Annotated in this window: 23 protein-coding genes and 1 tRNA gene; 16 read left to right on the top strand and 8 right to left on the bottom strand. The window is 69.0% G+C overall.

The annotated features are described in order from the left end of the window. Window positions 1-123 precede the first annotated feature (123 nt). Together AC0IW9_RS01680 and ettA are read right to left on the bottom strand one after the other, a co-directional pair. Window positions 124-648 carry a GNAT family N-acetyltransferase gene (locus AC0IW9_RS01680; RefSeq protein WP_471646461.1) on the bottom strand — a complete coding sequence of 175 codons (525 nt, stop codon included), beginning with the start codon at window positions 646-648 and terminating at the stop codon, window positions 124-126. Window positions 649-655: 7 nt separating this feature from the next. Further along, window positions 656-2,335, bottom strand: a complete 1,680-nt coding sequence (gene ettA, locus AC0IW9_RS01675) for an energy-dependent translational throttle protein EttA (RefSeq protein ID WP_471646460.1) — start codon at window positions 2,333-2,335, stop codon at window positions 656-658. Window positions 2,336-2,577: 242 nt separating this feature from the next. On the opposite strand from ettA, the gene AC0IW9_RS01670 reads away from it, so the two are divergent. From AC0IW9_RS01670 to AC0IW9_RS01655, 4 genes are all read left to right on the top strand, one after another. After that, window positions 2,578-3,144: a carboxymuconolactone decarboxylase family protein gene (locus tag AC0IW9_RS01670; protein WP_471646459.1), complete on the top strand. Its 567-nt coding sequence runs from the start codon at window positions 2,578-2,580 to the stop codon at window positions 3,142-3,144. A 129-nt stretch (window positions 3,145-3,273) separates the two neighbouring features. Further along, complete coding sequence (locus AC0IW9_RS01665; protein ID WP_471646458.1) at window positions 3,274-5,262, top strand: FUSC family protein; 1,989 nt, start codon at window positions 3,274-3,276, stop codon at window positions 5,260-5,262. Then, window positions 5,259-5,468 carry a DUF1656 domain-containing protein gene (locus tag AC0IW9_RS01660; protein WP_471646457.1) on the top strand — a complete coding sequence of 70 codons (210 nt, stop codon included), beginning with the start codon at window positions 5,259-5,261 and terminating at the stop codon, window positions 5,466-5,468. The genes AC0IW9_RS01665 and AC0IW9_RS01660 overlap by 4 nt, the downstream gene beginning before the upstream one ends. Continuing rightward, window positions 5,465-6,355, top strand: coding sequence for an efflux RND transporter periplasmic adaptor subunit (locus AC0IW9_RS01655; RefSeq protein ID WP_471646456.1), 891 nt, complete (start codon window positions 5,465-5,467; stop codon window positions 6,353-6,355). The genes AC0IW9_RS01660 and AC0IW9_RS01655 overlap by 4 nt, the downstream gene beginning before the upstream one ends. A gap of 6 nt (window positions 6,356-6,361) precedes the next feature. Here AC0IW9_RS01655 and AC0IW9_RS01650 read toward each other — a convergent pair. Both AC0IW9_RS01650 and AC0IW9_RS01645 read right to left on the bottom strand, forming a co-directional pair. Then, a tRNA-Ile gene (locus AC0IW9_RS01650) sits at window positions 6,362-6,437 on the bottom strand. Between the two features lie 125 nt (window positions 6,438-6,562). Then, window positions 6,563-8,164, bottom strand: a complete 1,602-nt coding sequence (locus AC0IW9_RS01645) for a glycoside hydrolase family 17 protein (protein ID WP_471646455.1) — start codon at window positions 8,162-8,164, stop codon at window positions 6,563-6,565. Between the two features lie 70 nt (window positions 8,165-8,234). Here AC0IW9_RS01645 and AC0IW9_RS01640 point away from each other — a divergent pair, with 70 nt between their 5' ends. From AC0IW9_RS01640 to AC0IW9_RS01630, 3 genes are all read left to right on the top strand, one after another. Continuing rightward, complete coding sequence (locus AC0IW9_RS01640) at window positions 8,235-8,654, top strand: CoA-binding protein (protein ID WP_471646454.1); 420 nt, start codon at window positions 8,235-8,237, stop codon at window positions 8,652-8,654. A 133-nt stretch (window positions 8,655-8,787) separates the two neighbouring features. Next, window positions 8,788-9,606 carry a DUF2076 domain-containing protein gene (locus tag AC0IW9_RS01635; RefSeq protein WP_471646453.1) on the top strand — a complete coding sequence of 273 codons (819 nt, stop codon included), beginning with the start codon at window positions 8,788-8,790 and terminating at the stop codon, window positions 9,604-9,606. 48 nt (window positions 9,607-9,654) lie between these two features. Then, window positions 9,655-10,524 (top strand): LysR family transcriptional regulator, encoded by an 870-nt coding sequence (locus tag AC0IW9_RS01630; protein WP_471646452.1) that lies wholly within the window; start codon window positions 9,655-9,657, stop codon window positions 10,522-10,524. Here the strand turns inward: AC0IW9_RS01630 and AC0IW9_RS01625 are convergent, their stop codons facing one another. After that, window positions 10,525-11,265, bottom strand: a complete 741-nt coding sequence (locus AC0IW9_RS01625; RefSeq protein WP_471646451.1) for a hypothetical protein — start codon at window positions 11,263-11,265, stop codon at window positions 10,525-10,527. A 164-nt stretch (window positions 11,266-11,429) separates the two neighbouring features. On the opposite strand from AC0IW9_RS01625, the gene AC0IW9_RS01620 reads away from it, so the two are divergent. The 5 genes from AC0IW9_RS01620 (at window position 11,430) to rplI (ending at window position 15,482) form a co-directional block, all read left to right on the top strand. After that, window positions 11,430-13,037 carry an ABC transporter substrate-binding protein gene (locus AC0IW9_RS01620; protein WP_471646450.1) on the top strand — a complete coding sequence of 536 codons (1,608 nt, stop codon included), beginning with the start codon at window positions 11,430-11,432 and terminating at the stop codon, window positions 13,035-13,037. Between the two features lie 176 nt (window positions 13,038-13,213). Further along, window positions 13,214-13,684 carry a 30S ribosomal protein S6 gene (rpsF, locus tag AC0IW9_RS01615; RefSeq protein ID WP_471646449.1) on the top strand — a complete coding sequence of 157 codons (471 nt, stop codon included), beginning with the start codon at window positions 13,214-13,216 and terminating at the stop codon, window positions 13,682-13,684. A gap of 3 nt (window positions 13,685-13,687) precedes the next feature. Next, complete coding sequence (gene rpsR / locus AC0IW9_RS01610) at window positions 13,688-13,975, top strand: 30S ribosomal protein S18 (protein ID WP_290320310.1); 288 nt, start codon at window positions 13,688-13,690, stop codon at window positions 13,973-13,975. 115 nt (window positions 13,976-14,090) lie between these two features. Continuing rightward, window positions 14,091-14,915 (top strand): hypothetical protein, encoded by an 825-nt coding sequence (locus AC0IW9_RS01605; RefSeq protein ID WP_471646448.1) that lies wholly within the window; start codon window positions 14,091-14,093, stop codon window positions 14,913-14,915. Window positions 14,916-14,930: 15 nt separating this feature from the next. Beyond that, window positions 14,931-15,482: a 50S ribosomal protein L9 gene (rplI, locus tag AC0IW9_RS01600; RefSeq protein ID WP_471646447.1), complete on the top strand. Its 552-nt coding sequence runs from the start codon at window positions 14,931-14,933 to the stop codon at window positions 15,480-15,482. A 54-nt stretch (window positions 15,483-15,536) separates the two neighbouring features. Here the strand turns inward: rplI and AC0IW9_RS01595 are convergent, their stop codons facing one another. After that, entirely contained in the window at window positions 15,537-16,022 is a 486-nt protein-coding gene (locus tag AC0IW9_RS01595) for an amidohydrolase family protein (RefSeq protein WP_471646471.1), read from the bottom strand. A gap of 86 nt (window positions 16,023-16,108) precedes the next feature. On the opposite strand from AC0IW9_RS01595, the gene AC0IW9_RS01590 reads away from it, so the two are divergent. Next, window positions 16,109-17,286, top strand: a protein-coding gene (locus AC0IW9_RS01590; protein ID WP_471646446.1) for an IS3 family transposase whose coding sequence is annotated in 2 segments (ribosomal slippage) — window positions 16,109-16,397 and window positions 16,397-17,286 — 1,179 coding nt in all. Because the reading frame shifts where the segments join, the coding sequence is not laid out codon by codon here. On the opposite strand, the gene AC0IW9_RS01585 is transcribed toward AC0IW9_RS01590, so the two are convergent. Together AC0IW9_RS01585 and acnA are read right to left on the bottom strand one after the other, a co-directional pair. Then, a complete protein-coding gene (locus AC0IW9_RS01585) occupies window positions 17,189-17,746 on the bottom strand; it encodes an amidohydrolase family protein (protein ID WP_471646445.1) in 558 nt (185 codons plus the stop codon). The two genes, AC0IW9_RS01590 and AC0IW9_RS01585, sit on opposite strands and share 98 nt — an antisense overlap. Window positions 17,747-17,866: 120 nt before the next feature. Then, on the bottom strand, window positions 17,867-20,563 hold the full coding sequence (gene acnA / locus AC0IW9_RS01580) for an aconitate hydratase AcnA (protein WP_471646444.1): 2,697 nt from the start codon (window positions 20,561-20,563) through the stop codon (window positions 17,867-17,869). A gap of 136 nt (window positions 20,564-20,699) precedes the next feature. Between acnA and ccmA the strand changes: the two genes are divergently transcribed. The 3 genes from ccmA to AC0IW9_RS01565 all read left to right on the top strand — a co-directional run bounded on the left by ccmA (window position 20,700) and on the right by AC0IW9_RS01565 (window position 22,786). Then, complete coding sequence (gene ccmA, locus AC0IW9_RS01575) at window positions 20,700-21,290, top strand: heme ABC exporter ATP-binding protein CcmA (RefSeq protein WP_471646443.1); 591 nt, start codon at window positions 20,700-20,702, stop codon at window positions 21,288-21,290. Next, the gene (gene ccmB / locus AC0IW9_RS01570) at window positions 21,287-21,946 is read left to right on the top strand and encodes a heme exporter protein CcmB (RefSeq protein WP_471646442.1); all 660 of its coding nucleotides are present in this window, start codon (window positions 21,287-21,289) and stop codon (window positions 21,944-21,946) included. Before ccmA ends, ccmB begins: the two co-directional genes overlap by 4 nt. 207 nt (window positions 21,947-22,153) lie before the next feature. Continuing rightward, window positions 22,154-22,786 carry an SOUL family heme-binding protein gene (locus tag AC0IW9_RS01565; RefSeq protein ID WP_471646441.1) on the top strand — a complete coding sequence of 211 codons (633 nt, stop codon included), beginning with the start codon at window positions 22,154-22,156 and terminating at the stop codon, window positions 22,784-22,786. Window positions 22,787-22,853: the final 67 nt, after the last annotated feature.

The raw sequence follows: 22,853 nt of genomic DNA, 5'->3' as shown, positions 1-22,853 counted from the left end.
CATGCCGAGGGGCAACTGAATCACCATCGTGCAGCCCGTGGGATCACAAGCGATTCAGTCAGGCTGGAAACCGCTCTAGCTGGCAGAAATAGAAGGGGTCAGGGGGAATACTTCTCCCTGGCCTTACTTCCTGCTCTCGTAGACCACCATATGCCTGCCGCGATACTCGAAGGTATCGCATTCGCTCATGCCGATGTCCCGCAGCACATGCCGGGAAGCATGGTTCTCCTCCCAGGCCACGGCGATGATGCGCGCGAGACCGGCCTTATGGCCAAACTCCAGCCCGGCCTTGGCGGCTTCCCGCGCATAGCCCTGGCCACGACATTCCGGCCAGAGCGCGAAGCGCATGGCCACGCCCCGCCCATCGGGTCGTTCCATCAGCCCGGCGATGCCGAGGAATTCCCCGGTATCCGTGCGGTAGACGCACCAGGTGCCATAGCCGCGCACCGCCCAGAAATCGATGTCATCCTCCAGCTCCTCCCGCACCCGCTCCTCGGAGCGGGTGCCATGGAGCATGAGCTCGAAGACCCGTGGGTCGGTCTTCAGCCGGATGAGGTCGGGCAGATTCTCCCGGCCGGGCGGCACGAGCGTGAGTCGCTCGGTCCGCACCAGCCGGGCCGGCAAAGGCACCGGATAAGCATGCCGCATCGAGCTGCTATCGGGTGAGCGGGCGGTACTTGATCCGGTGCGGCTGGTCCGCCGCGGCGCCAAGTCGACGTCGCTTATCCGCCTCATAGGCCTGGAAGTTACCCTCGAACCACTCGACGTGGCTGTCGCCCTCGAAGGCCAGGATATGCGTCGCCAGCCGGTCCAGGAACCAGCGGTCGTGGCTGATGATGACGGCGCAGCCGGCGAAGTCCTGCAAGGCCTCCTCCAGCGCCCGCAGGGTATCGACGTCCAGGTCGTTGGTCGGCTCATCGAGCAGCAGGACGTTGTGCGGGGTCTTCAGCATCTTCGCCAGATGCACCCGGTTGCGCTCGCCGCCCGAAAGGACGCCGACCGGCTTCTGCTGGTCGCCGCCCTTGAAGTTGAAGGCGGCGCAATAGGCCCGGCTGGGGACCAGCCGCTTGCCCATGGTGATCTGGTCCTGGCCTTCGCTGATTTCCTGCCAGACCGTCTTCTTGTCATCCAGGCTGTCGCGGCTCTGGTCGACATAGCCAAGCTGGACGCTGTCGCCGACCACCATGGTGCCGCTGTCGGGCTCGTCCACCTTGGTGATCATCTTGAACAACGTGGTCTTGCCGGCGCCGTTCGGGCCGATGACGCCGACGATGCCACCCGGCGGCAGCTTGAAGGACAGGTCGTCGATCAGCAGCCGGTTGCCGAAGCCCTTCCGGATCTTGTCGGCGGTGATGACGATGTTGCCCAGGCGCGGCGCCGGCGGGATCTGGATCTCGGTCGGGTCGGGCGCCATGTCCTGGCTCCGCTGCAGCAGATCCTCATAGGCCGAAATACGCGCCTTGCTCTTGGACTGCCGAGCGGAGGGCGACCGGCCGATCCATTCCTGCTCCTCGGCAAGCTGCCGCTGCCGGCTGCTCTCCTCGCGCTCCTCCTGCTGCAGGCGCTTGCGCTTGATGTCGAGGTAGGAGGAATAATTGCCCTGGTAGGGAATGCCCCGGCCGCGATCGACCTCGAGGATCCAGTTGGTGACGTTGTCGAGGAAGTAGCGGTCGTGGGTCACGATCAGCACGGCGCCGGTATATTCGCGCAGCGTCTTCTCGAGCCAGGACACGCTTTCCGCATCGAGGTGGTTGGTCGGCTCGTCGAGCAGCAGCATGTCGGGCTTCTCGAGCAGCAGCCGGCAGAGCGCCACGCGACGCCGCTCGCCACCGGACAGGGTGGTCACCGCGCTGTCGGCCGGCGGGCAGCGCAAGGCGTCGAGTGCGATCTCGACGGTGCGATCGATCTCCCAGCCATTGCCGGCATCGATCTTCTCCTGCAGGTCGCCCTGTTCGGCGAGCAGGTTGTTCATCTCGTCGTCCGACATTTCCTCGCCGAACTTCATCGAGATCTCGTTGAAGCGGTCGAGGTAGCCCTTCATGTCCTTGAAGGCGAGCATGACGTTCTCGCCGACGGTCAGGTCGGGCTCGAGGTGCGGCTCCTGCGAGAGGTAGCCGACCCGGACGCCTTCGGCCGCCCAGGCCTCGCCACCGAATTCCTTGTCCTGCCCGGCCATGATCCGCATCAAGGTGGACTTGCCGGCGCCGTTCGGGCCCAGCACGCCGATCTTCACATCGGGCAGGAAGGACAGGGTGATGCCCTTGAAGACCTCGCGGCCACCCGGATAGGCCTTGGTCAGGTCTTTCATCACATAGACGTATTGATAGGCGGCCATGACGGTGATCCTGCCGGGGAGGTATGAGGTGGGGGTTATCTAGCCTCCGGGGCCGCCAGAAGAAAGGACCAGCAGAAAGGACCCGCTCCCGGCAGAAAACGTTGCGGCCTGGCGAGACGGGAGGTGATCATCGGCCTGCCGGTAGCTGAGCCGGAACGGGCTGCGCTGGCGTAATCCCCAGGCCATGCGGCTTCGGCGCGCCCTTCGCGTTGTGGCGCCACCCCTCCCTGAAAGGACACAGCATGCGCCTGCCCCTGATCCCGCCCGAGGCCCTGAGCGACGAGCAGAAGCCGCTTCATGCCGATATGCGCGCCGGCATCGAGAAGAATTTCAAGGGCTTCGCCACCATCGGCACCGATGGCGCCCTGCTGGGCCCCTGGAATCCCTGGCTGCATGAACCCAAGATCGGCGGTCCGATCTGGGAGCTGACCAAGGCCATGTCGGAAGCCCCCAGCCTGCCGCGCCCGGTGCGGGAGGTGGCGATCCTGGTCACCGGGGCGCATTTCCACTCGGCCTATGAGCTTTATGCCCATGTCATCGCTGCCGAGCAGCGTGGACTCTCGGACGATACCCTCGCCACCATCGTCGCCGGCCAGCGCCCCGGCGACCTGCCGCGCGACCAAGCCATCGCCTATGACGTTGCCTCCGCTCTGGTCGGCGGCGGGGTGCTGCCGGAACTCACCTATCGCCAGGCGGTGCAGACCTTCGGTCAGCATGGCACGGCGGAGCTGATCTATCTCGTCGGGCTCTATTGCATGGTCTCGACCACGCTGAATGGCTTCGACGTACCGGTTCCCGACTCCGTCTGAGGCGGAACGTCCTCCCCTGCCCGGCGTTGGCCGCGCGGTGGCCCCGGCAAGGCCGCCGAGGAGGCAGCCGATGGGTTTGACCAAGGCGCCCCGGGGCGAAACCGGGCGTAGACCGAACGGGGCCAGCGCGTGACCGCTTGGTTGCCCGGGCAGCGCGCCTGGCTATTCTCCGTCGTCACCTTCGCCGCTGCCGCACTGGCCCTCTACATCGCCTTCGAGACCGGGCTGGAGCGGCCCTATTGGGCGGCGACGACGGTCTACATCGTCGCCCAGGGCTCGGCCGGGGCCTTGCGGGCGAAGGCCTTGTGGCGGCTGGTCGGTACCTTCGCAGGTGCCGGCATCGCGGTGCTGGCGGTGCCCAATCTGGTCAATGCGCCGCCGCTGCTGGTGCTGGCCCTGGCGCTCTGGGTCGGGCTCTGCGTCACCGCCTCGCTGCGCGATCCGACGCCACGCAGCTATGGCTTCATCCTGGCCGGCTATACCGCGGCGATCATCGGCTTCCCCTCGGTCGGGATGCCGGAGGCGATCTTCGACACGGCGGTGCTGCGGGTGCAGGAGATCAGCCTGGGCATTGCCTGCGCCTGGGCGATGCACAGCATCTTCCTGCCCAGCCCGGCGGCGCCGCAGTTGCTGCAACGGCTGGAGGCCTGGACGGCCGATATCGGCCGGCTGGCCGTGGATGCCCTGGGCGGGGCGCAGCCGAACCTGGCGGAGGACCGGCGCCGGCTGGCCCGCGACGGCACGGCGCTCGATGCCACCTTCCAGCAGGCCCGTTACGAGCCGGAGAGCCGCGCCGCGCTTCGCTGGTTGCCAGGCCTGCGCGACCAGGCCCGGCGCATCCCGGTGCTGGCGACCGCGGCTGCCGATCGCATCGCCGGCCTACGGACCACCGATCCGGCCGCCCTCGCCCGGCTGCAGCCATTGCTCACCGCGGTCGCCAGCTGGATCGGCGGCGAGCCGGGGCAGGCTTCGGCGCTGGACGCCAGGCTTGCCGCTGCCGAAGCGGAGGCGCGCGCCGCCGGCGGCTGGGCCGGGCTGCTGCGGGAAGGATTGCTGGCCCGGCTGCGGGAATTGGTCGCAACCTGGGAAGAGTGCCGCACCCAGGCCGGCCGGATCGCCGCCAGCGCCGCCGGGGATCCGCCGGCCGCCCTGTCCCCAGGCCATGCGGACCGCTTGCTGATCGGGCTTTCCGGCCTGGCCGCGGTGGTCGCGGTGGTCGTCTGCTGCGGCTTCTGGATACTCAGCGGCTGGCCCGCGGGCGCGACGGCGGCGATGATGGCAGCGGTCGGCACCAGCCTGTTTGCCCAGTTGGACGACCCCGCCCCGGCGATCCTGCGTTTCATGCAGGGCACCATCCTCGCCATCGCCATCGCCGGCGCCTATCTCTTCGCGGTGCTGCCGGCGGTGGATGGCTTCGTGCCGCTGCTCTGCGTCCTGGGCGTGGTGTATCTGCCGATCGGGGCCCTGCTGGCCATGCCGGCACTGACCCCGCGCATCGCCCCGGTCGCCATCAACGGCTTCGCGCTGATCGCCCTGCAAACGGCCTACAGTGCCGATTTCGCCAGCTTCGTCGAAGGCGGGATCGCCATGCTCTTCGGCTTCGGCGTGGCGTTGACGGTCACCCGGCTGCTGCGCAGCTTCGGTGTCGCATGGCGCGTCACGCGGCTGGTGGAGGCGGACCGGCGTGACCTGGTGCGCCTGGCCGAGGACCGCAGCAGGACAGACCTACCGCGCATCACCGCGGCCATGCTCGACCGCTTCGAGGCGCTCGCCGCCCGGCTGGGTGCCGCCGATGCCGTAACCCTGGGAGTGCGCGAGCTGGCTGAGTTACGCGCCGCCTTCAACCTGCTGCGGCTGCGCCAGACCGGACCGGGGCTGGAGCCCGGGTTGCGGCCCTCGGTCGATGCGGCCATCGCCGCCACCGCCTATCTCGCCCGCGGCGGCACCGACCAGGAGGCGGCCCGCGAGCGCATCGATGCCGCCCTGGCCGCCGCCAGCGGTGCCTCCGCCCGCCCCGCCGCCCTGGCCCTGTCCGGCCTGCGCATGGCGCTATTCCCCGAGGCGCCGCCGCCCTGGCTGCCGGAGCCGCCGCCGGGCCTCGCCAAGGCCGCCGCATGACGGGCGAGTTCGATATCCTCGGCGTCTTCGTGCCGAGCCTGCTGGTCTGGCTGGTGCTGGCCCTGCTGCTCTCCAGCCTGGTCCGCGGGGGCCTGGCCCGGGCCGGGCTGTACCGGCACATCTGGCATCCGCCGCTTTTCGATGCCGCGATCTTCCTTCTTCTGCTCGGCGGCATCGTCGCCGTCATGGCCTGGATCAACCGATGAAACGCCTGGCTGGACGCATCGCCGTCACCCTCATCGCCGTCCTGCTTGCCAGCGTCGTGGGCTGGCAGCTCTGGGACTATTACATGCTTGCTCCTTGGACCCGGGACGGGCGGGTGCGTGCCGACGTGGTCGGCATCACGCCCGATGTCTCGGGCCTAGTCGCCAGCGTGGCGGTGCGGGACAATCAGCCGGTGCGCCGCGGCGACGTGCTCTTCGAGATCGACCGAACCCGCTTCGATCTGGCGGTGCAGCAGGCGGATGCCGCGGCGCTGGCCCGCTGGAGCGCCTATCAGCAATCCCAGCGGGACTCCCAGCGGCTGAGCCGGCTGGACCAGAGCGCCGTGTCCGTGCAGGCGCAGGAACGCGCCGTCTCGGATGCGCAGCAGGCGGCGGCATCCTACCAGCAGGCCATCGCCGACCGCGACCTAGCCCGGCTGAACCTCGAAAGGTCCCGGGTCCTGGCGCCGGTCAATGGCGCGGTCACCAACCTGGAACTGCGGCCGGGCGACTACGTCACCGCCGGCCGTGCCGTCTTCGCCCTGGTGGATACCGACACGCTTCGGGTGGAGGGGTATTTCGAGGAAACCAAGCTGCCGCGCATCGTGCAGGGCGCCGCCGCCACGGTGCGGCTGATGGGCGAAGGCCGGGTCATCGCGGGCCATGTCGAGAGCATCGCCGGCGCCATCGAGGACCGCGACCGTGCCGCCGGGCCCAACCTGCTGGCCAATGTGAATCCGACCTTCAGCTGGGTCCGGCTGGCCCAGCGGATCCCGGTGCGGATCGCCATCGATAGCCTGCCGCCGGGCCTGCGGCTGCTCCCGGGCCGTACGGCAACGGTCAGCATCAGCCCGGCCACCGGCGATGCCCAACCGCAGGCGACGCGATAGAGGCGCTGGTGGGCCCGGCAGGACTCGAACCTGCAACCAAACCGTTATGAGCGGTCCGCTCTGACCATTGAGCTACAGGCCCCCAGCCCCGGCAGGAATGCCGGGCGGCGCGGCGTCTGGCAAGCAGGCATCGATCGGCGGCGGCGCCGGTTGGGCGAAACGCGGTTGAGCCGGTGGGCGCTTGGCATGCTCCGCAAGCACGGGGCATCACGGATTGCTTGGCAGGCTTCGGCCGGCTGTTCGAGGTGTTGCGAGCCAAGGCCCTGCCAGGGCCGGGGCGGCCAGCAGCAGGGCGCAGACCGACCAGCCCCAGGCCTGAAGGTTGCCCGGCCCTTCGGCCACCACGCTGACGAGCGCGCCCAGCGCCAAGGTGCCGCCGACCCAGGACTCCGGCCGTGCCGGCCAATCACGGCTGAGCGCCCGGGTTACCACCATTACCAGCGGCACTGCGAAGGCAGCATAGGGAAAGTCGCGGTAGCGCGGGTCGAAGACCAGCAGCAGCTGCAGCACCATGGCCGTGAAGAGGAACCAGAAACCCAGATCCTCGAAGGCCCAGTGCCGCCATCCCCGCCAGTCCAGCCGCCCTCGCAGGGCCGCCCGCAGCCTTCGCGTCGCTGCCACGCCGCCCAGCGGCACCCCCGCCGCCTCCGGCTGGCCGAGGATCATCCGCCGCAGCAACAGCCCCGCCAGCAGCGCCTGTGCCGACAGGTTCACGACGGCTGCCAGCACCAGATGGGCATCGAAGGCATAGGGCACCGTCCCGCACCAGGCGAAGACCAGCGCATTGCCCAGGGCGAAGGTCAGCAGGGGCCGTGCCCGCCCCGCCACGGCCCATAGACCAAGGCCCAGCAGCGCCGCCGCCCCGGCATACCAGCCCCAACACGGATTTTCCCGCACCGCACCCTGCAGCGGGAATTTCGCCTCCCGCGCCTCGGTCCAGAGGCCCCAGGCGGCGCCGACCGTGCCTTCGGACTTATATTTCCAGCCCTGGTCGAAGGCCTCGATCAAGTTGTAGTCGAGCGTCTCCGCCTCGGCCAAGGCGATGAAGCGGCGGAGGAAGACCGCCTGCTCCACGCGGGATGGTACCGCATCGGCCCGCCAGCGGCCGCGGCTGGGCCAGCCGACCTCGCCGATGGCGATCGGCTTGCCGGGGAACAGCGCCCGCATCCGGGCCAGTACCGCCCGGGCATGCGCCATGCTGCCTTCGACATCGGTCGGCACGTCCTCCCAATAGGGCAGGATATGGATGGTGATGACATCCACATGCCGGGCGACCTCGGGGAATTGCTCCCAGAATTCCCAGACATCGGCATAGGTCACCGGCTGCGCCACGGCGGCCTTCACCCGGTCCAGCGCCGCGATCAATGCGGCGGGCGGCAGGTCGCGGCGCAGCAGCACCTCATTGCCGACCACCACCCGTTCCACCGTATCCGGGTGGCGGTTGGCGATCTCGATCAGCTTCGCCACCTCGGCCGCATTCTGCCGTGCGTCCCGCCCCAGCCAGGCCCCGGCCCACATTCGGAGACCATGCCGGGCCGCGATCGCCGCGACATCGTAGTCGCCCTCGATCGCGGCATAGGTGCGGATGGCCCGGACCCGGGATGCCACCAGCGCCATATCCGCCTCCACCTCCGCCGCACTTGGGAAGATGCCTCGCAAGGGGGACTGCCCGGGCCGGAACGGCGCGAAGGAGACGGAGTTGAACCGGCTGCTGGCCAGCGCGACATCGCCGGCCTGCTCGCGGTTCGGCACCCACCAGCCCAGCAGCGTGAGGAGCAGCAGCAGCGGCAATGTCAGCAGGCTTCGCATGGCCCCGCTTTGCCCCCGCTTTGCGGCAGCTTCGGGTCCGGATAGCGTCACGACCAAGGGGAGCCATCACATGACCGATGCCGAGATCCGCGACATCCTGCTGACCAGCCGCCGCATCGCCGTGGTCGGCGCCTCGGACCGGCCGGACCGGCCCAGCTTCGGGGTGACTGCCTTCCTGGTCGGTCGCGGATATGCGGTGACGCCCGTCAATCCCGGCATTGCCGGCCGCGCGCTGCATGGCGCGACCACCGTCGCAACCTTGGACGAGGCCGCGCCGCTCGACATGGTGGATGTCTTCCGCCGCAGCCAGGATGCCGGTGCGGTGGTGGATGAGGCGATCCGCCTCGGCGCGCGGACCGTCTGGCTGCAGCTCGGCGTCACCGACCCCGCCGCTGGCGCCCGCGCCCGCGCCGCCGGCCTGCGCTTCGTCGAGGATCGCTGCCCTGTCATCGAATGGCGCCGCCTCGGCCTGCCGCCCCGGATCGGCTGAAGTCCGGTCGGCCACCGCCCCCGCTTGAAACGGTTCGCACCGCGGGCCACTTCGCCCGCATGGCATGCAGGGCCGGACCGACCCGAGAACAGGGCGGCCGACCGCCGGGGCAGGCCAGGGAGACACGAGGACCATGAACGACGACGAACGCCGGATCATCACCCAATTCGTGGAGCGGATCGCGGGTGTATCCGCCGGACCCGCCGGAGGGGGCAATCCCTGGGGCGGCAGCGTGCCCAATACCCAGGCACGGCCCAACCTGCCGCCGGTGGACCGCGACGCCGACATGCTGATCAGCGACCTCTTCAACCGCTATCCCGAGGCACGCTATCGCATCACCCAGACCGCCTTCGTGCAGGATGCGGCATTGGTCGAGGCGCAGAACCGCATCCGCCAGCTGGAATGGGAAGTCCAGAACGCCCAGGCCCAAGCGCAGGCTTCCGCCCAGCCGCAGCGTGGTGGGCTGTTCGGCGGCATGTTCGGGGGCGGCAGCCGGCTGCAGGCAGCACCGATGCCGCCGCCGCCGCAGCCGGTCTATCCGCCGAACTACAACCCCGCGGCCCTGCAGCCGCAGCGTGGCGGCTCCGGCTTCCTCGGCACGGCCTTGACCACCGCGGCGGGCGTCGCTGGCGGCATGGTGCTCGGCAACATGCTGATGAACAGCTTCTCCGGCGGCCATGGCGCCGCGGCAGCGTCCGCTTCGGATGCCAGCGGTGCCGCCGGTGGTGGCGCCTTCGGCCAGGAAGCGGTCCCCACCGCCTCCCCCTGGACCGACCCCGGTGCGGCCGCGGCCAGCAACGGCTGGGGTTCCGATGGCGGCGAGAAGAGCGGCTGGGGCGACAGCGGCGGCGGACAGGATTACGCCAGCAGCACCGATGACGCCGCCGGCAGCTACGACAGCGGCAGCAGCATGGATGACGCGAGCGGCGGCGGCTACGACGAGGACGTCTGATAACCGCCCGTCATTGAAACGCCGCATGGGATGAGCGATGCTCATCCCATGCGCATTCCCGACCTCGATCTCGACCTGCTCCGCGGTTTCGTCACCGTCGCGGAGCGGGGCGGCTTCACCGCCGCCGCACAGGCCCTCGGCCTGACCCAATCCGCCGTCAGCCTGAAGATCAAGCGGCTGGAGGACGTGGTGCAGCGCCGCGTGCTGGACCGCACCAGCCGCACCGTCGTGCTGACCCGGGATGGCGAGACCCTGCTCGCCTATGCCCGCCGCATTCTGGCCCTGAATGACGAGGCGGTGCGCCGCATGGTGGCCCCGCCGGTGGCCGGCCGGCTGAGGCTGGGCGTCGCCGACCATTTCGTTCCGCGCAACCTGGCGCCCCTGCTGGCCCGCTTCGCCCGCACCTATCCGGAGGTGGCGCTGGAGGTGGAGGTCGGGCGCAGCCATGAACTGCGCGCTGCGCAGGAGAAGGGCGCGCTCGACCTGGTGCTTGGCAAGCGGCGGGATGGCGAGACCGAAGGCCGGCCGATCTGGACCGAGGCCGTGGTCTGGGTCGCCGCCGCCGATTGGGTGGCGCCGGAGGGCCGGCCCCTGCCGCTCGCCATGCTGCCACCTGGCTGCATGTTCCGGGATCGGGCACTGGCCGCCCTCGCCCGCGCCGGTCTCGCCTTTGAGGTGGTCTATGTCTCCGCCAGCCTGCTTGGCATTGCCGCTGCGGCCCAGGCCGGCTTCGCGCTCAGCGTACTCGGCCGGAGTGGCCTGCCGCCCGGACTGGTGGAGGTGCATGGCCTGCCCGCACTGGGGACCGCCGAGATGTGCGTCTTCGGCGATACCGCCGGGCAGAACCCATTGGCCGAGCCGCTCGTCCGCTTCATCCGCGAAAGCCTGACCGGGCCGGAACTCGCCGCCGTGGCCTGATCAGGGCATCAGGGAACGCGTCGCGTCCTGGATCGCGCCTTGCGCCGCAGCGCCCTGCGCGACCGGCGGCAGTTGCGCGGTCAGGGCCGATTGCACGGCCTGAGACATGGTGGAATCCGGCGCCGCAGCGGGTGCCTCGCTCAGCGGCGGCGGGGGCGGCGGCACGATCACGGGCGGCGGCGGTACCGGCGGCGGCGACAGGACCGGGCTGGCCGCGGCCGGCACGACAGCGGCGGGATGCACCGCAGCCCCGGCCGCCGCTGCGGCAGCCGGGGTCGCCGGTGGCTGGGTGGTATAATCGGGCACGATCCGCGCCTGGTTGCCGCTGATCACCAGGACCCGCTGGCCCACCACCAATGGCGTGGTGTCCCGCTGGGTCACCGAGATCAACTCATCCTTGGCGGTGCGGACAATGTATTCGAAGGCCCTGGTATCGCCGGCGACATGCTCTGCCGTGGTGCCGATGATGCCCCCCACCAGCGCCCCGCCGACGCCGCCGAGTGCTGCCGCGATGCCGCCGCCCGGCGTCTGCGCCCCGAGCACGCCGCCCGCCGCGGCACCCGTCGCGGCGCCCGTGCTGCCCTCCGCCGTCACTGCGACATCCCGTCGGCCGACGATCATCCCCTGCTCGACCTTGTTGGCCTGCTGGACGGCGCGCGTCGCATAGGTATCCGGCGAGTAATCGGCCCGGCAGGCTGCCAGGGCGAGGGAGAGCAGGAGGACGGGCGGCAGACGAGACAAAGGACGGGCACCGATCCGTTCGGGAAGCGCGATGCATAGGCGTTCGGGGTGGATTTGTCATCCTGGGTGGGGCCATCGCGCCATTCCATCCTGTCCGGCTTTGTCATAGCCTTCCTGCAACGGGAGCGATGCCGGGCCACGCCACCACCGGGGGCAGCCTGATCATGACAATTCATCTCCACCGCCGTGCCGTCCTGGCCAGCGCTGCTCTCGCCTTGACCGGCAGCATCGCCAGCCCCGGCCTGGTCCGCGCCCAGGGTGCCAGGGTGCTTAAATTCATCCCGCAGATCGATCTGGCCTTCCTCGATCCGCACTGGACCACGGCCTATGTCACCCGCGGTCATGGCCACATGATCTTCGACACGCTCTATGGCCAGGACGCCAATTTCAAGGCCTCGCCGCAGATGGTCGAGGGTCATGTCATCGCCGAGGATGGCAAGCGCTGGACGCTGACCTTGCGCCCTGGTCTGCTCTGGCATGACGGGGAGAAGGTGACGGCGCGGGACTGCGTTGCCAGCATCCGGCGCTGGGCGAAGCGGGATGCGCTTGGTGGCGCGTTGATGGCGGCGACGGACGAGCTTTCCGCGCCGGATGACCACACAATTCTCTTACGCCTGAACAAGCCCTTTCCGCTGCTGCCGGATGCGCTGGGCAAGGTCACCTCGCCGATGCCGGCGATGATGCCGGAGCGCCTGGCAGAGACCGACCCCTTCAAGCAGATCACCGAGATGGTCGGCAGCGGCCCCTTCCGCTGGGTGGCGGATGAACGGGTCCCCGGCTCCCGCAATGTCTATGCGAAATTCGAGAAGTACGTCCCCCGCCAGGGCGGCACGCCGGAGTGGAATGCCGGGCCGAAAATCGTCCACTTCGACCGCGTCGAATGGACCACCATCCCCGATGCCGCGACCAAGCAGGCCGCGCTGCAGCGTGGCGAACAGGATTGGTGGGAGAATCCGACCCATGACCTGCTGCCGCCGCTGAAGCGGGACCGCCGCATCAGGATCGAGGTGACGAACCCGACCGGCGCCGTGGACATGATGCGGCTGAACCACCTGCAGCCGCCCTTCGACAATCCCGCCATCCGCCGCGCCATGCTGCATGCCTTCAGCCAGGCCGATTTCATGCAGGCGATCGTCGGCACCGACCCGGCGATGTACCACACGCCGCATGGCGTCTTCTGCCCGAATACCCCGATGGCCAGCGAGGCCGGGCTGGAGCCGCTGGTCGGCCCGCGCGACCTGGAGAAGGTCAGGCGGATGCTGAAGGAAGCCGGCTATGCCGGCGAGAAGACCACCATGCTGGTCGCCACCGACTATGCCCAGTTCAAGGCGATCGGCGAGGTCGCCGCCGACGTCATGGGCCGCATCGGCATGAACGTCGATTTCGTGGCGACTGACTGGGGCACCATGCTCCAGCGCCGCAACAACCGCGGCCCGGTCGACCAGGGTGGCTGGAGTTGCTTCGCCACCGGCTGGGAAGGCGTGGATCACATGGACCCCTCCAACCACTATGCCATTCGCGGCAATGGCAACGATACCGGCGCCTGGCCCGGCTGGTGCGTCAGCCCGAAGCTGGAGGCGCTGCGCACCGCCTGGTTCGATGCGCCGGACGTGCCGGCGCAACAGGCCATCTGCCGCGAGATGCAGGTCCAGTGCATGCAGGATGTCCCCAGCATCCCGCTCGGCCAGTATATCCAGCCGACCGCCTATCGGAGCACGATCACCGGCGTCTCCAAGGGCTTCCCCACCTTCTGGAACGTCCAGCGGGCCTGAGGCGCCAGCGGCAAGGGCGCGGCGCGATGCTGCGCCCTTGCATGCCACCCCCTCTCCGTGCTTGAAGCGCCGCTCCCTGCCGCCGCGGAAGGCATCGCGCGCGGCTATGCCCATTTGTGCCCGGTGGCATCCTGCCCCAGGCCTTGGGCTGAGACAGCCAGAGGGAAGGAGTCCTCATGCCACTTTATGAATGCGTGTTCATCGCACGCAACGACGTGACCCAGCAGCAGGTCGAAACCATCGCCGAACAGGTCGCCACCGTCATCACCGAAGCCGGTGGTGAGGTGAAGAAGCGCGAATACTGGGGTCTGCGCGGTCTCGCCTATCGCATCAAGAAGAACCGCAAGGGGCATTACATGCTCCTCGGCATCGACGCGCCGCCGGCCGCGATGCAGGAAGCCGAGCGCCAGCTCGGCCTGAACGAGGACGTCCTCCGCGAGATGACGCTTCGCATCGAGGCGATCGAGGAAGCCCCCTCCGCCATTCTCTCCCGCCGTGGCGAGGAGCGCGAGCGTGACCGTGGCTTCCGTGGTCCCCGCCCGCCGGGCCGCTTCACCAGCGGCCGCCGCGAGCGTGGCGACGAGCGCGAGGAATTCCGCGCCCGCCCACGTGACGAAATGGACCCGTCGATGGGCGGGGAGGAGTAATCCATGTCCGATTATCAGCCCCCCTCCGACATGTCCCCGGCGGCGCGCCGCCCGGCCGTCGGCGCCCGCCGCCCCTTCTATCGCCGCCGCAAGTCCTGCCCCTTCTCCGGCCCGAATGCGCCGAAGATCGACTACAAGGACGTGCGCCTGCTGAGCCGCTTCCTGAGCGAGCGCGGCAAGATCGTGCCGAGCCGCATCACCGCGGTCAGCGCGAAGAAGCAGCGCGAGCTGGCGAATGCCATCAAGCGCGCCCGCTTCCTGGCGCTGCTGCCCTACGTCATCAACGACTAGGGGCTGGGGCCCAAGGTGAGGCGTGGCGGTGGTGTCGGCGACAGCTCCATCCGGTTGGGATAGCGCAAGGCTGACTGCCGCGGCGGCCGCAGGGCTTGCCGCGACGGTTGCTGCCATGTGGGCCTTCCGTGGCCTGCCGGGCGGCACCATGCTGTTCTGGATGGCCCCCTTCCCGCTCTTCGCCGCCGGCATGGCCTTCGGGCCGGCCGCGGCGGTGGTGGGGTCGCTGCTGGCGGTGCTGCTGCTTGCGGTGGTGGGCGGCGGCCTGCCGGTGCCGGTTTTCCTGGCCTTGTTCGGCGTGCCGGTGCCCCTGTTGCTGATCGCAGCGCTGCGGCATGGGCAGGTCAGGCTGGGATTGCCCCTGGCGCTCCTCGGGCTCTGGCCGCTCGCCATGCTGCTGCTGGCCGCCCTCTACCTCGCCGATGACGGCGGATTGGAGCCGGCCATGCGGCGCGCGGTCGAGATGGCGCTCACCCGCCTCGGCCTGCCGGCACCGGAGATGCTGGTGGCGGAGCTGGTACGGGTGAAGGCCGCGGCCATCGGCTTCTGGAGCAGCCTCGCATTGCTCGCCAATGCGGTGGCGGCGGAACGCTTCCTCGCGCGGCGAGGCCTGCTGGCCGTGCCGGCACCCGACTGGACGGCGGCGCGGCTGCCGAACTGGTACCCGCTGCTGCCGGCGGTGGCCGCCGGGCTGCTTCTCGCTGCCGCCGAGGGTGCCGATGCGGTCCCGCTGTCCGGCCTGCTGATCCTGCTGGTGCCGCTGTTCCTGCAGGGCTGCGGCGGCGTGCATGCCCGGTTGCAGGGCCGCAAAGCCCGGCTGCCGATGCTGGCCCTGTTCTACATGCTGCTGCTGCTGTTCCTGCAAGTGATGGGCCCCGGCCTCGTCGGCCTCGGCCTCTATGACCAATTCTGGCGGCGCCCGGCGCCGCGCAACAGCTGACGAGAGACGAAACCCATGATCGACATCATCCTGATGCAGCGCGTCGAGAAGCTTGGCCAGATGGGCGAAGTGGTGAAGGTGAAGCCGGGCTATGCCCGCAACTTCCTGCTGCCGCTCGGCAAGGGCATCCGCGCCAACAAAGCGAACCTCGAGAAGTTCGAGCAGCAGCGCGTCCAGCTTGAGGCGCAGAACCTCAAGCGCCGCGAGGAAGCCGAGCGCATCGCCGAGCGCGTCGCCGGCCTGTCCGTCATCATCATCCGCCAGGCGGGTGAGAGCGGCGGTCTCTACGGCAGCGTCTCCGCCCGCGACATCGCCGACCTCTGCAAGGACGGCGGCCTGACCGTTGCCCGCAACCAGGTCCTGCTGGAGCAGCCGATCAAGACCCTCGGCCTCACGCCGGTCCGCGTCGAGCTGCACCCGGAAGTCCATATCATGGTCACCGTGAACGTCGCCCGCAGCCAGGAAGAGGCCGAGCGCCAGGCCCGTGGCGAGGCGATCGTCCGCGAGGAGGACGTGACCCTGGAAGACGAGCTGCGCGCCGAGCTGGGCGCCGCCGCGCAGGACTGAACGGCGCTGCCGCCGGGCTGAAGGAAGGGGGCCTCACGGCCCCCTTCGCAATTCTCAGCCCCGCGGGAAATCGTAGAGCTCCGCCGGATTGTCCACCAGCACGCGGTTGCGCTTCGCCGCATCCGGTACCCAGCTGGTCAGCAGGTCGAACAGCGTCGCGTCATTCGGCTTGTTGTCCGGCTTCTCCGTCGGATGCGGCCAGTCGCTGCCCCAGACCATCCGGCCCGGCGCGATCTCGGCCAGGGCCTTGGCGACGGCGCTGCTATCGGCGTAGCCGGGGGCGCCGACCTTGGTATCGGCATAGGCGCCCGACAGCTTCATCCAGGTATTGCCCTGCTCCAGCAGCCGCTTCATCAGCGCGAAGACCGGGCTGGCGACGCCTTCCGGCTGCGGCACATGCGCCAGATGGTCGAAGACCAGCTTGCCCTTGATCTTCAGGAAGGCTTCCTGCGCCTCGAGGATCTTCAGCCCGGGCATGTTGATCTGGCAGTGCCATCCCATGGTATCGACGCGCTTGGACAGCGGCTCCAGCATCGCCAGGGTCGTCGCCCCGGCCTGGGCCAGGTTGACCCTGCCCCGTGTTGGTGGACACTTCAGATAAGCTCCTGTGGGAGCGAGGTGCCCTGATGACGAGCAAAACGCGACGGGAGTTCACGGAGGAGTTCAAGCGGGAGGCGGTGTTGCTGCTGCAAAGCAGTGGCCGCCCGCTGATGCAGGTAGCAAAGGAGTTTGGGATCCATCCCTCGATGCTGCGGAACTGGCGGGCGCGAGGCCATGGACCAGCGGGATCAGGCGCAGTGCAAGCAGCGGCTGGCAGAATACTGCTGCCCGTATCGCCGGAACAGGCAGAAATCCGGCGGCTGCAGAAGGAACTCGAGCGGGCGCAGATGGAGCGCGACATCCTAAAAAAAGCCCTCGGCATCTTCTCGGGCCCGCCGAGATGAGGTTCCGTTTTATCGAGGACCATCGCCAGATGTTCCTCGTGCGGGTGATGTGTTCGGTCCTGGAGGTCAGTGCCAGCGGGTACTATGCCTGGAGGCACCGCCCCGAAAGCATCCGCTCACAGGCCAACCAGGCCTTGCTCGGGGACATTCGCCGCATCCATGGCGAGAGCCGCCGCCGCTATGGCAGTCCCCGGGTCCATGCGGCCCTGCAGGCCGAGGGGCAGCAGGTGGGTCGCAACCGTGTGGCGCGCTTGATGCGACGGCATGGCATCGCGGTACGGACCAAACGCCGTTTCCGGGTGACCACCGACAGCAAGCACAGCTTCCCCGTTGCCTCCAACCTGCTGGATCGCAAGTTCACCGCGCCCGGACCCAATAGGGTGTGGCTGGCGGACACGACGTATATTCCGACCAGCGAGGGCTGGCTCTATCTCGCCGTCGTGCTGGACCTCTTCTCGCGCAAGGTGGTCGGCTGGGCGATGCGTGAGACCATGGCCCAGGAGCTGACGCTTGCGGCGCTGCAGATGGCCATCACCAACCGCCAACCAGGTCCGGGACTGCTGCAGCACTCGGACCGTGGGAGCCAATATGCCGCGCATGACTACCGCCGCCTGCTCGCCACGCACGGCATGCTTTGCTCGATGAGCCGGAAGGGCAATTGCTGGGATAACGCCCCCATGGAAAGCTTTTTCGGCAGTCTGAAGACCGAACTCGAGGAGGATGGGCCGTTCTTGACCCGCCAGCACGCCAGATCCACCCTCTTCAGCTTCCTCGAGGCCTTCTACAATCGGAGGCGCCTCCATTCGGCCATTGGCTACAAAACGCCAGCCGACATGGAACAACTCGCCGCGGCCGCGTAGGCCGTAACCCGTGTCCACTCATACGGGGGAAGGTCAGGTTGAAGCGGATGCCACGCACGCCGGCCGCGTGCAGCCGCTGCAATTCAGCATCCGTCACCTGGTCGTTCACCACCGCCACCGCACGGAAATTGCTGCCGAGTTCGGCCAGCCCTTCCAGCGTCGGCCGGTTATCGGTGCCATAGAGCGAGGGCTGTACGATGACGCCACGCGTCGTGCCGATCCGCGCCTGGAGCTTGCGGTAATCCGCCGGCGAGGCATTCGGCGCCGGCAGCCCGCCCGGGGCCGGTGGATACTTGTCGTTGTAGATGTGGAAGTGGCAGTCGGCCGCATTGGCCGGGGCGCGCAGGCTTGGCTTGTCCGTACCGGTCGAGAATGGCACCTGCTGAGCCAGGGCGGGGGCGGCAAGCAAGGCGCCGGTACCGGCCAGCACGGCGCGGCGGCCAAGGGTGAAGTCTGTCATGGCGATCCTCCGGCGGATCTCTGCGGATCCGCCCGGGCAGGCTAGGCCAGCACCTGCGGAAGGAAAAGGGCGCGGCCCTTGCGGACCGCGCCCATCCGTAACCTCGGCCGGAAGGGTGGCTTACGCCGCCTTGGCCATCCCGCGCAGCACGTAGTGCAGGATGCCGCCGTTCTTGTAGTACTCGACCTCGTCGGCGGTATCGATGCGGCTCAGCACCTTGGTCCGCACCTCGGTGCCGTCGGCGCGGTGGATCACCACCTCCAGCGTCTGCCGCGGGGTGATCGATTCCAGCCCGAGAATGTCGATCACCTCGTCCCCGGTGATGCCGAGCGACTTGCGGTCCTCGCCATTCATGAAGACCAGCGGCAGCACGCCCATGCCGACCAGGTTCGAGCGGTGGATGCGCTCGAAGCTTTCGGCGATCACCGCCTTGATGCCCAGCAGGAACGTGCCCTTCGCCGCCCAGTCACGGGAGGAGCCGGTGCCGTATTCCTTGCCGCCGAAGACCACCAGCGGCACGCCCTCGGCCTTGTACTTCATCGCCACGTCGTAGATCGGCGCGACCTCGCCCGAGGGGTAGTGCTTGGAAACGCCGCCCTCGGTCCCCGGCACCATCTCGTTCTTGATGCGGATATTGGCGAAGGTGCCGCGCATCATGACCTGGTGGTTGCCGCGGCGGGCGCCGTAGCTGTTGAAGTCGTCCTGCCGGACCTGATGTTCCAGCAGGTATTCGCCGGCCGGGCTCGACTTGCGGATATTGCCGGCCGGGGAGATGTGGTCGGTGGTGATGCTGTCGGCGAGCTCGGCCAGGACGCGGGCGCCATGGATCGGCGAGACCGGCTTCACCTCGGCCGTCATGCCCTCGAAGTAGGGCGGGTTCTGCACATAGGTGGAGCCGCTGTTCCAGCGATAGGTGTCGCTATCGGCATCGACCTTGATCGCCTGCCACTGCTCCGGCCCCTTGAAGACGTCGCCGTAGCGGTCGAGGAACATCGCGCGCGTCACGCAGGCATGGACGGTGTCGTTCACCTCCTGCTGGGTCGGCCAGATGTCCTTCAGGTAGACCGGCTGGCCGTCCGAACCGGTGCCGATCGGGTCCTTGGTGATGTCCTTGGTGATGCTGCCGAGCAGCGCATAGGCGACCACCAGCGGCGGGCTGGCGAGGTAGTTCGCCCGCACATTGGCATGCACGCGCCCCTCGAAGTTGCGGTTGCCCGAGAGCACCGAGGCGGCGACCAGCTTGTTGTTCTCGATCGCGTCGACGATCGGGTCCGCCAGCGGACCGGAGTTGCCGATGCAGGTGGTGCAGCCATAGCCAACCGTCTGGAAGCCGAGCGCATCGAGATCCTTCGACAGGCCGGACTTGTCCAGGTACTCGGTCACCACCTGCGAGCCCGGTGCCAGCGAGGTCTTCACCCAGGGCTTCACGGTAAGGCCCTTGGCGACGGCCTTCTGCGCGACCAGGCCGGCGGCCAGCATCACGTAGGGGTTCGAGGTATTGGTGCAGGAGGTGATCGCGGCGATCACCACGTCGCCATGGCCGAGGTCGTAGTTGGCCCCTTCCACCGGCACCCGCAGGTTCGCCTTGTCGCCCGGCACGCCCATGGTCCCGGCGGCGAGGTCCTTGGCGAAGGCCGGGGCGGCATTGGACAGCGCCACCCGGTCCTGCGGCCGCTTCGGCCCGGCGAGCGAGGGCTCGACCGTCGCCATGTCCAGCTCCAGCGTATCGGTGAAGACCGGATCCGGGGTGTTGGCGTCGCGCCACATGCCCTGGGCGCGGCAGTATTCCTCGACCAGCTTGATCCGGTGCTCGTCGCGGCCGGAGAGCTTCAGATAGCCGATGGTCATGGCATCGACCGGGAAGAAGCCGCAGGTCGCGCCGTATTCCGGAGCCATGTTGCCGATGGTCGCGCGATCCGCCAGCGCGAGGTCGTCGAGGCCCGAGCCGAAGAACTCGACGAACTTGCCGACGACGCCCTTCTTGCGGAGCATCTGGGTCACCGTCAGCACCAGGTCGGTGGCGGTCACGCCTTCCCGCAGCTTGCCGGTCAGCTTGAAGCCGATGACGTCGGGGATGAGCATGGCGATCGGCTGGCCGAGCATGGCCGCCTCCGCCTCGATCCCGCCGACGCCCCAGCCGAGCACGCCGAGGCCGTTCACCATGGTGGTGTGGCTGTCCGTGCCGTAGCAGCTATCGGGGTAGACGAAGGTGTCGCCGATGTCCTGGGCGGTCCAGACCACCTGCGCCAGGTATTCGAGGTTCACCTGGTGGCAGATGCCGGTGCCCGGCGGCACGACGCGGAAATTGTCGAAGGCGGACTGGCCCCAGCGCAGGAACTCGTAGCGCTCGCCGTTGCGCTGGAACTCGACGTCGACATTCTTCTGCAGGGATGCGGCGGTACCGGAATAATCCACCATCACCGAGTGGTCGATGACGAGATCGACCGGCAGCAGCGGGTTCACCTTCCGCGGGTCGCCGCCAAGCGCGATGATGCCGTCGCGCATCGCCGCCAGATCGACCACGGCGGGGACGCCGGTGAAATCCTGCAGCAGGATGCGGGAGGGGCGGAAGGGCACTTCCTTCTCGGAATGGCCCGAGGGCAGCCAGCCGGCGATCGACTTCGCATCGTTCACGGTATAGCTGCGGCCGTCCTCGAAGCGCAGCACGTTCTCCAGCAGCACCTTGAGGCTATAGGGCAGGCGCGTCACGTCGCCGATGCTCTTGGCCGCCTCGGGCAGGCTGAAGTAATGGTAGGTCTTGCCGTCGACCGAGAGGGTGCGGCGGGTCTTCAGGCTGTCCTGCCCGATCATGCGCATGGTCCGGGGGCCCTTTTTCCGGTGTCGGCATCGGCTATGGTGCGATGCGGAGAGGCCGGTTTTAACCACGCTGCCGCGGACCGGTCCATGGCCTGCGGCTTTGTCAAGGCCAGATGAGAGAGGTTCGCAACTGGCCGTGCTCGAAGCCGATAATCTGGCCTGCCTTCGGGGCGAGCGCGCCATCTTTGCCGGCCTGTCCTTCCGCCTGGAAGCCGGCGGCGCCCTGCTGCTGGTCGGTGCCAATGGCGCCGGCAAGTCCACCCTGCTGCGGCTGCTGGCCGGGCTGCTTGCCCCCGCCGAGGGCCGCCTGCTTTGGAATGGCGAGGATGTCCTGGCCGATCGCGCGGGCCATGCCGCCCGGCTCCGCTACCTCTCGCACCAGGATGCGCTGAAGCCGGCCCTGACGGCGCGGGAGAACCTGGGTTTCTTCGCCCAGCTCTGGGGCGGCGAAGCGGATGCGGCGCTGGAGACGCTGGGGCTGGCGCCGCTGGCCGATCTCCCGGCCCGGGTGCTCTCCTCCGGCCAGAAGCGCCGGTTGGCCTTGGCTCGGCTGGCCCTCGCCCCGGCTGCTCTCTGGCTGCTGGATGAGCCGACGGTCGGGCTGGATGCCGCCTCGGTCGCGCGCCTGGGCGGCCTGCTGGCACGGCACCGGGCATCCGGTGGCATGGTCCTCGCCGCCACCCACCTGCCCCTGCCCCTGCCCGACGCGCGGGAGTTGCGGCTGTGAGCTCCTGGCTGGCCCTGCTGGGCCGGGAGCTGCGACTCGCGCTCCGCCATCCCGCCGATACCCTGGCGGCGGTGATGTTCTTCGTCCTGGTCGCGGCGCTGTTTCCCTTCGGCATCGGCCCGGCGCCCGAGGCCCTCGCCCGCCTCGCGCCCGGTGCCCTGCTGGCCGCCGCCCTGCTGGCAGCGCTGCTGCCGCTGGACCGGCTGTTCGGCGCCGATGCCGAGGATGGCACGCTGGACCAGTTGTTGCTCTCCGGCATCGGCCCCGCCGCCGTGGCGCTGGCCAAGGCCGCGGCCCATTGGCTGACGACAGGCCTGCCGCTGCTCCTGGCGACCCCCGTTGCCGCGGCCATGCTGAACCTGCCGACCGGCGCCTGGGCAGCGGCCATGGCCGCGCTCGGCCTCGCCACGGGTTTCCTCTCGCTGCTCGGCACCACGGGGGCGGCGCTGACACTCGGGGCCCGGCGTGGCGGCGTGCTGCTGCCGCTGCTGGTGCTGCCGCTGGCCATCCCGGCAGTGATCTTCGGCGCCGCGGGGATCGAAGCCGCCGCGGCCGGGCTTTCCGCCCGGCCCTACCTGCTGCTGCTGGGGGCGCTGCTGGCCGCCGCCCTGCCGCTGGCGCCACTGGCAGCGGGTGCGGCGCTCAGGGTCGAGTAACCTGTTCAGGCATCATGTGGCGCACCTGCGCTCCCAGCGCCTGCTCCAGGCTCCGCTCCGGCGGGTGATGGCATGGACGCCAGTGCAACAGGCGGGCTGCGCGGCATCCCGGTTTGCCGGATGGGCGTTTCTGCAGCGTCGAGCGGATACCTCTCGACCTCCTCCCATCTTCCCCCATCTGCAGGGCCGGATGAAGGATCTCCTGCCATGTTCGCTCGTCTGCTCTCCGCCGCCGGAGCTTTACTGCTTGGTGCCTGCTCGGTTTTCGGCGTGAGGTCAGGCACCGAGGAACCGCGCTTCGAGGTGCTCGGCCAGCAGGGCCCGCTGGAGATCCGTCGCTACGGCCCGCGCCTCGCGGCCGAGACTTTGGTCGCGGCCGAGAGCGAGGAAGCCGCCCGCCGCGAGGGCTTCCGCCGTTTGGCCGGCTTCATCTTCGGCGCCAATCGTGGCCAGGCCCGCATTGCCATGACCGCCCCCGTCGCCCAAGCGCCCGGCCCTGAGCGAATCCCCATGACCGCTCCGGTCAGCGCCGCCGCGCAGTCCGAAGGCTGGGCCATCCGCTTCTTCATGCCGGCCAGCGCCGCGCGGGAAACCCTGCCCGTCCCCGACGACCCGCGCATCACGATCGTCGAAGCCCCGGCCGAAACCCTCGCGGTGCTGCGCTATTCCGGTATTCCCAATGCGGCCGCGGCAATGGCCCAGCGTGCCGCCCTGCTCGAGGCACTGGCCACCGGTCCCTGGCGAGCGGTCGGCGAGCCTTTCGACTGGTTCTACGACCCACCCTGGACCCTGCCGCCGGCCCGCCGCAACGAAGCCGTGGTGCGCATCAGCCCACGCTGAGCAGCAGGCTGCGGCAAACAGTGTAAGGCACGACAACCCAAGCTTCCGAAAGGGGCGCCACAGTACC

It is taken from the genome of Belnapia sp. AC561, from assembly GCF_979252845.1.
This window is presented reverse-complemented; position numbering and strand designations above follow the sequence as displayed.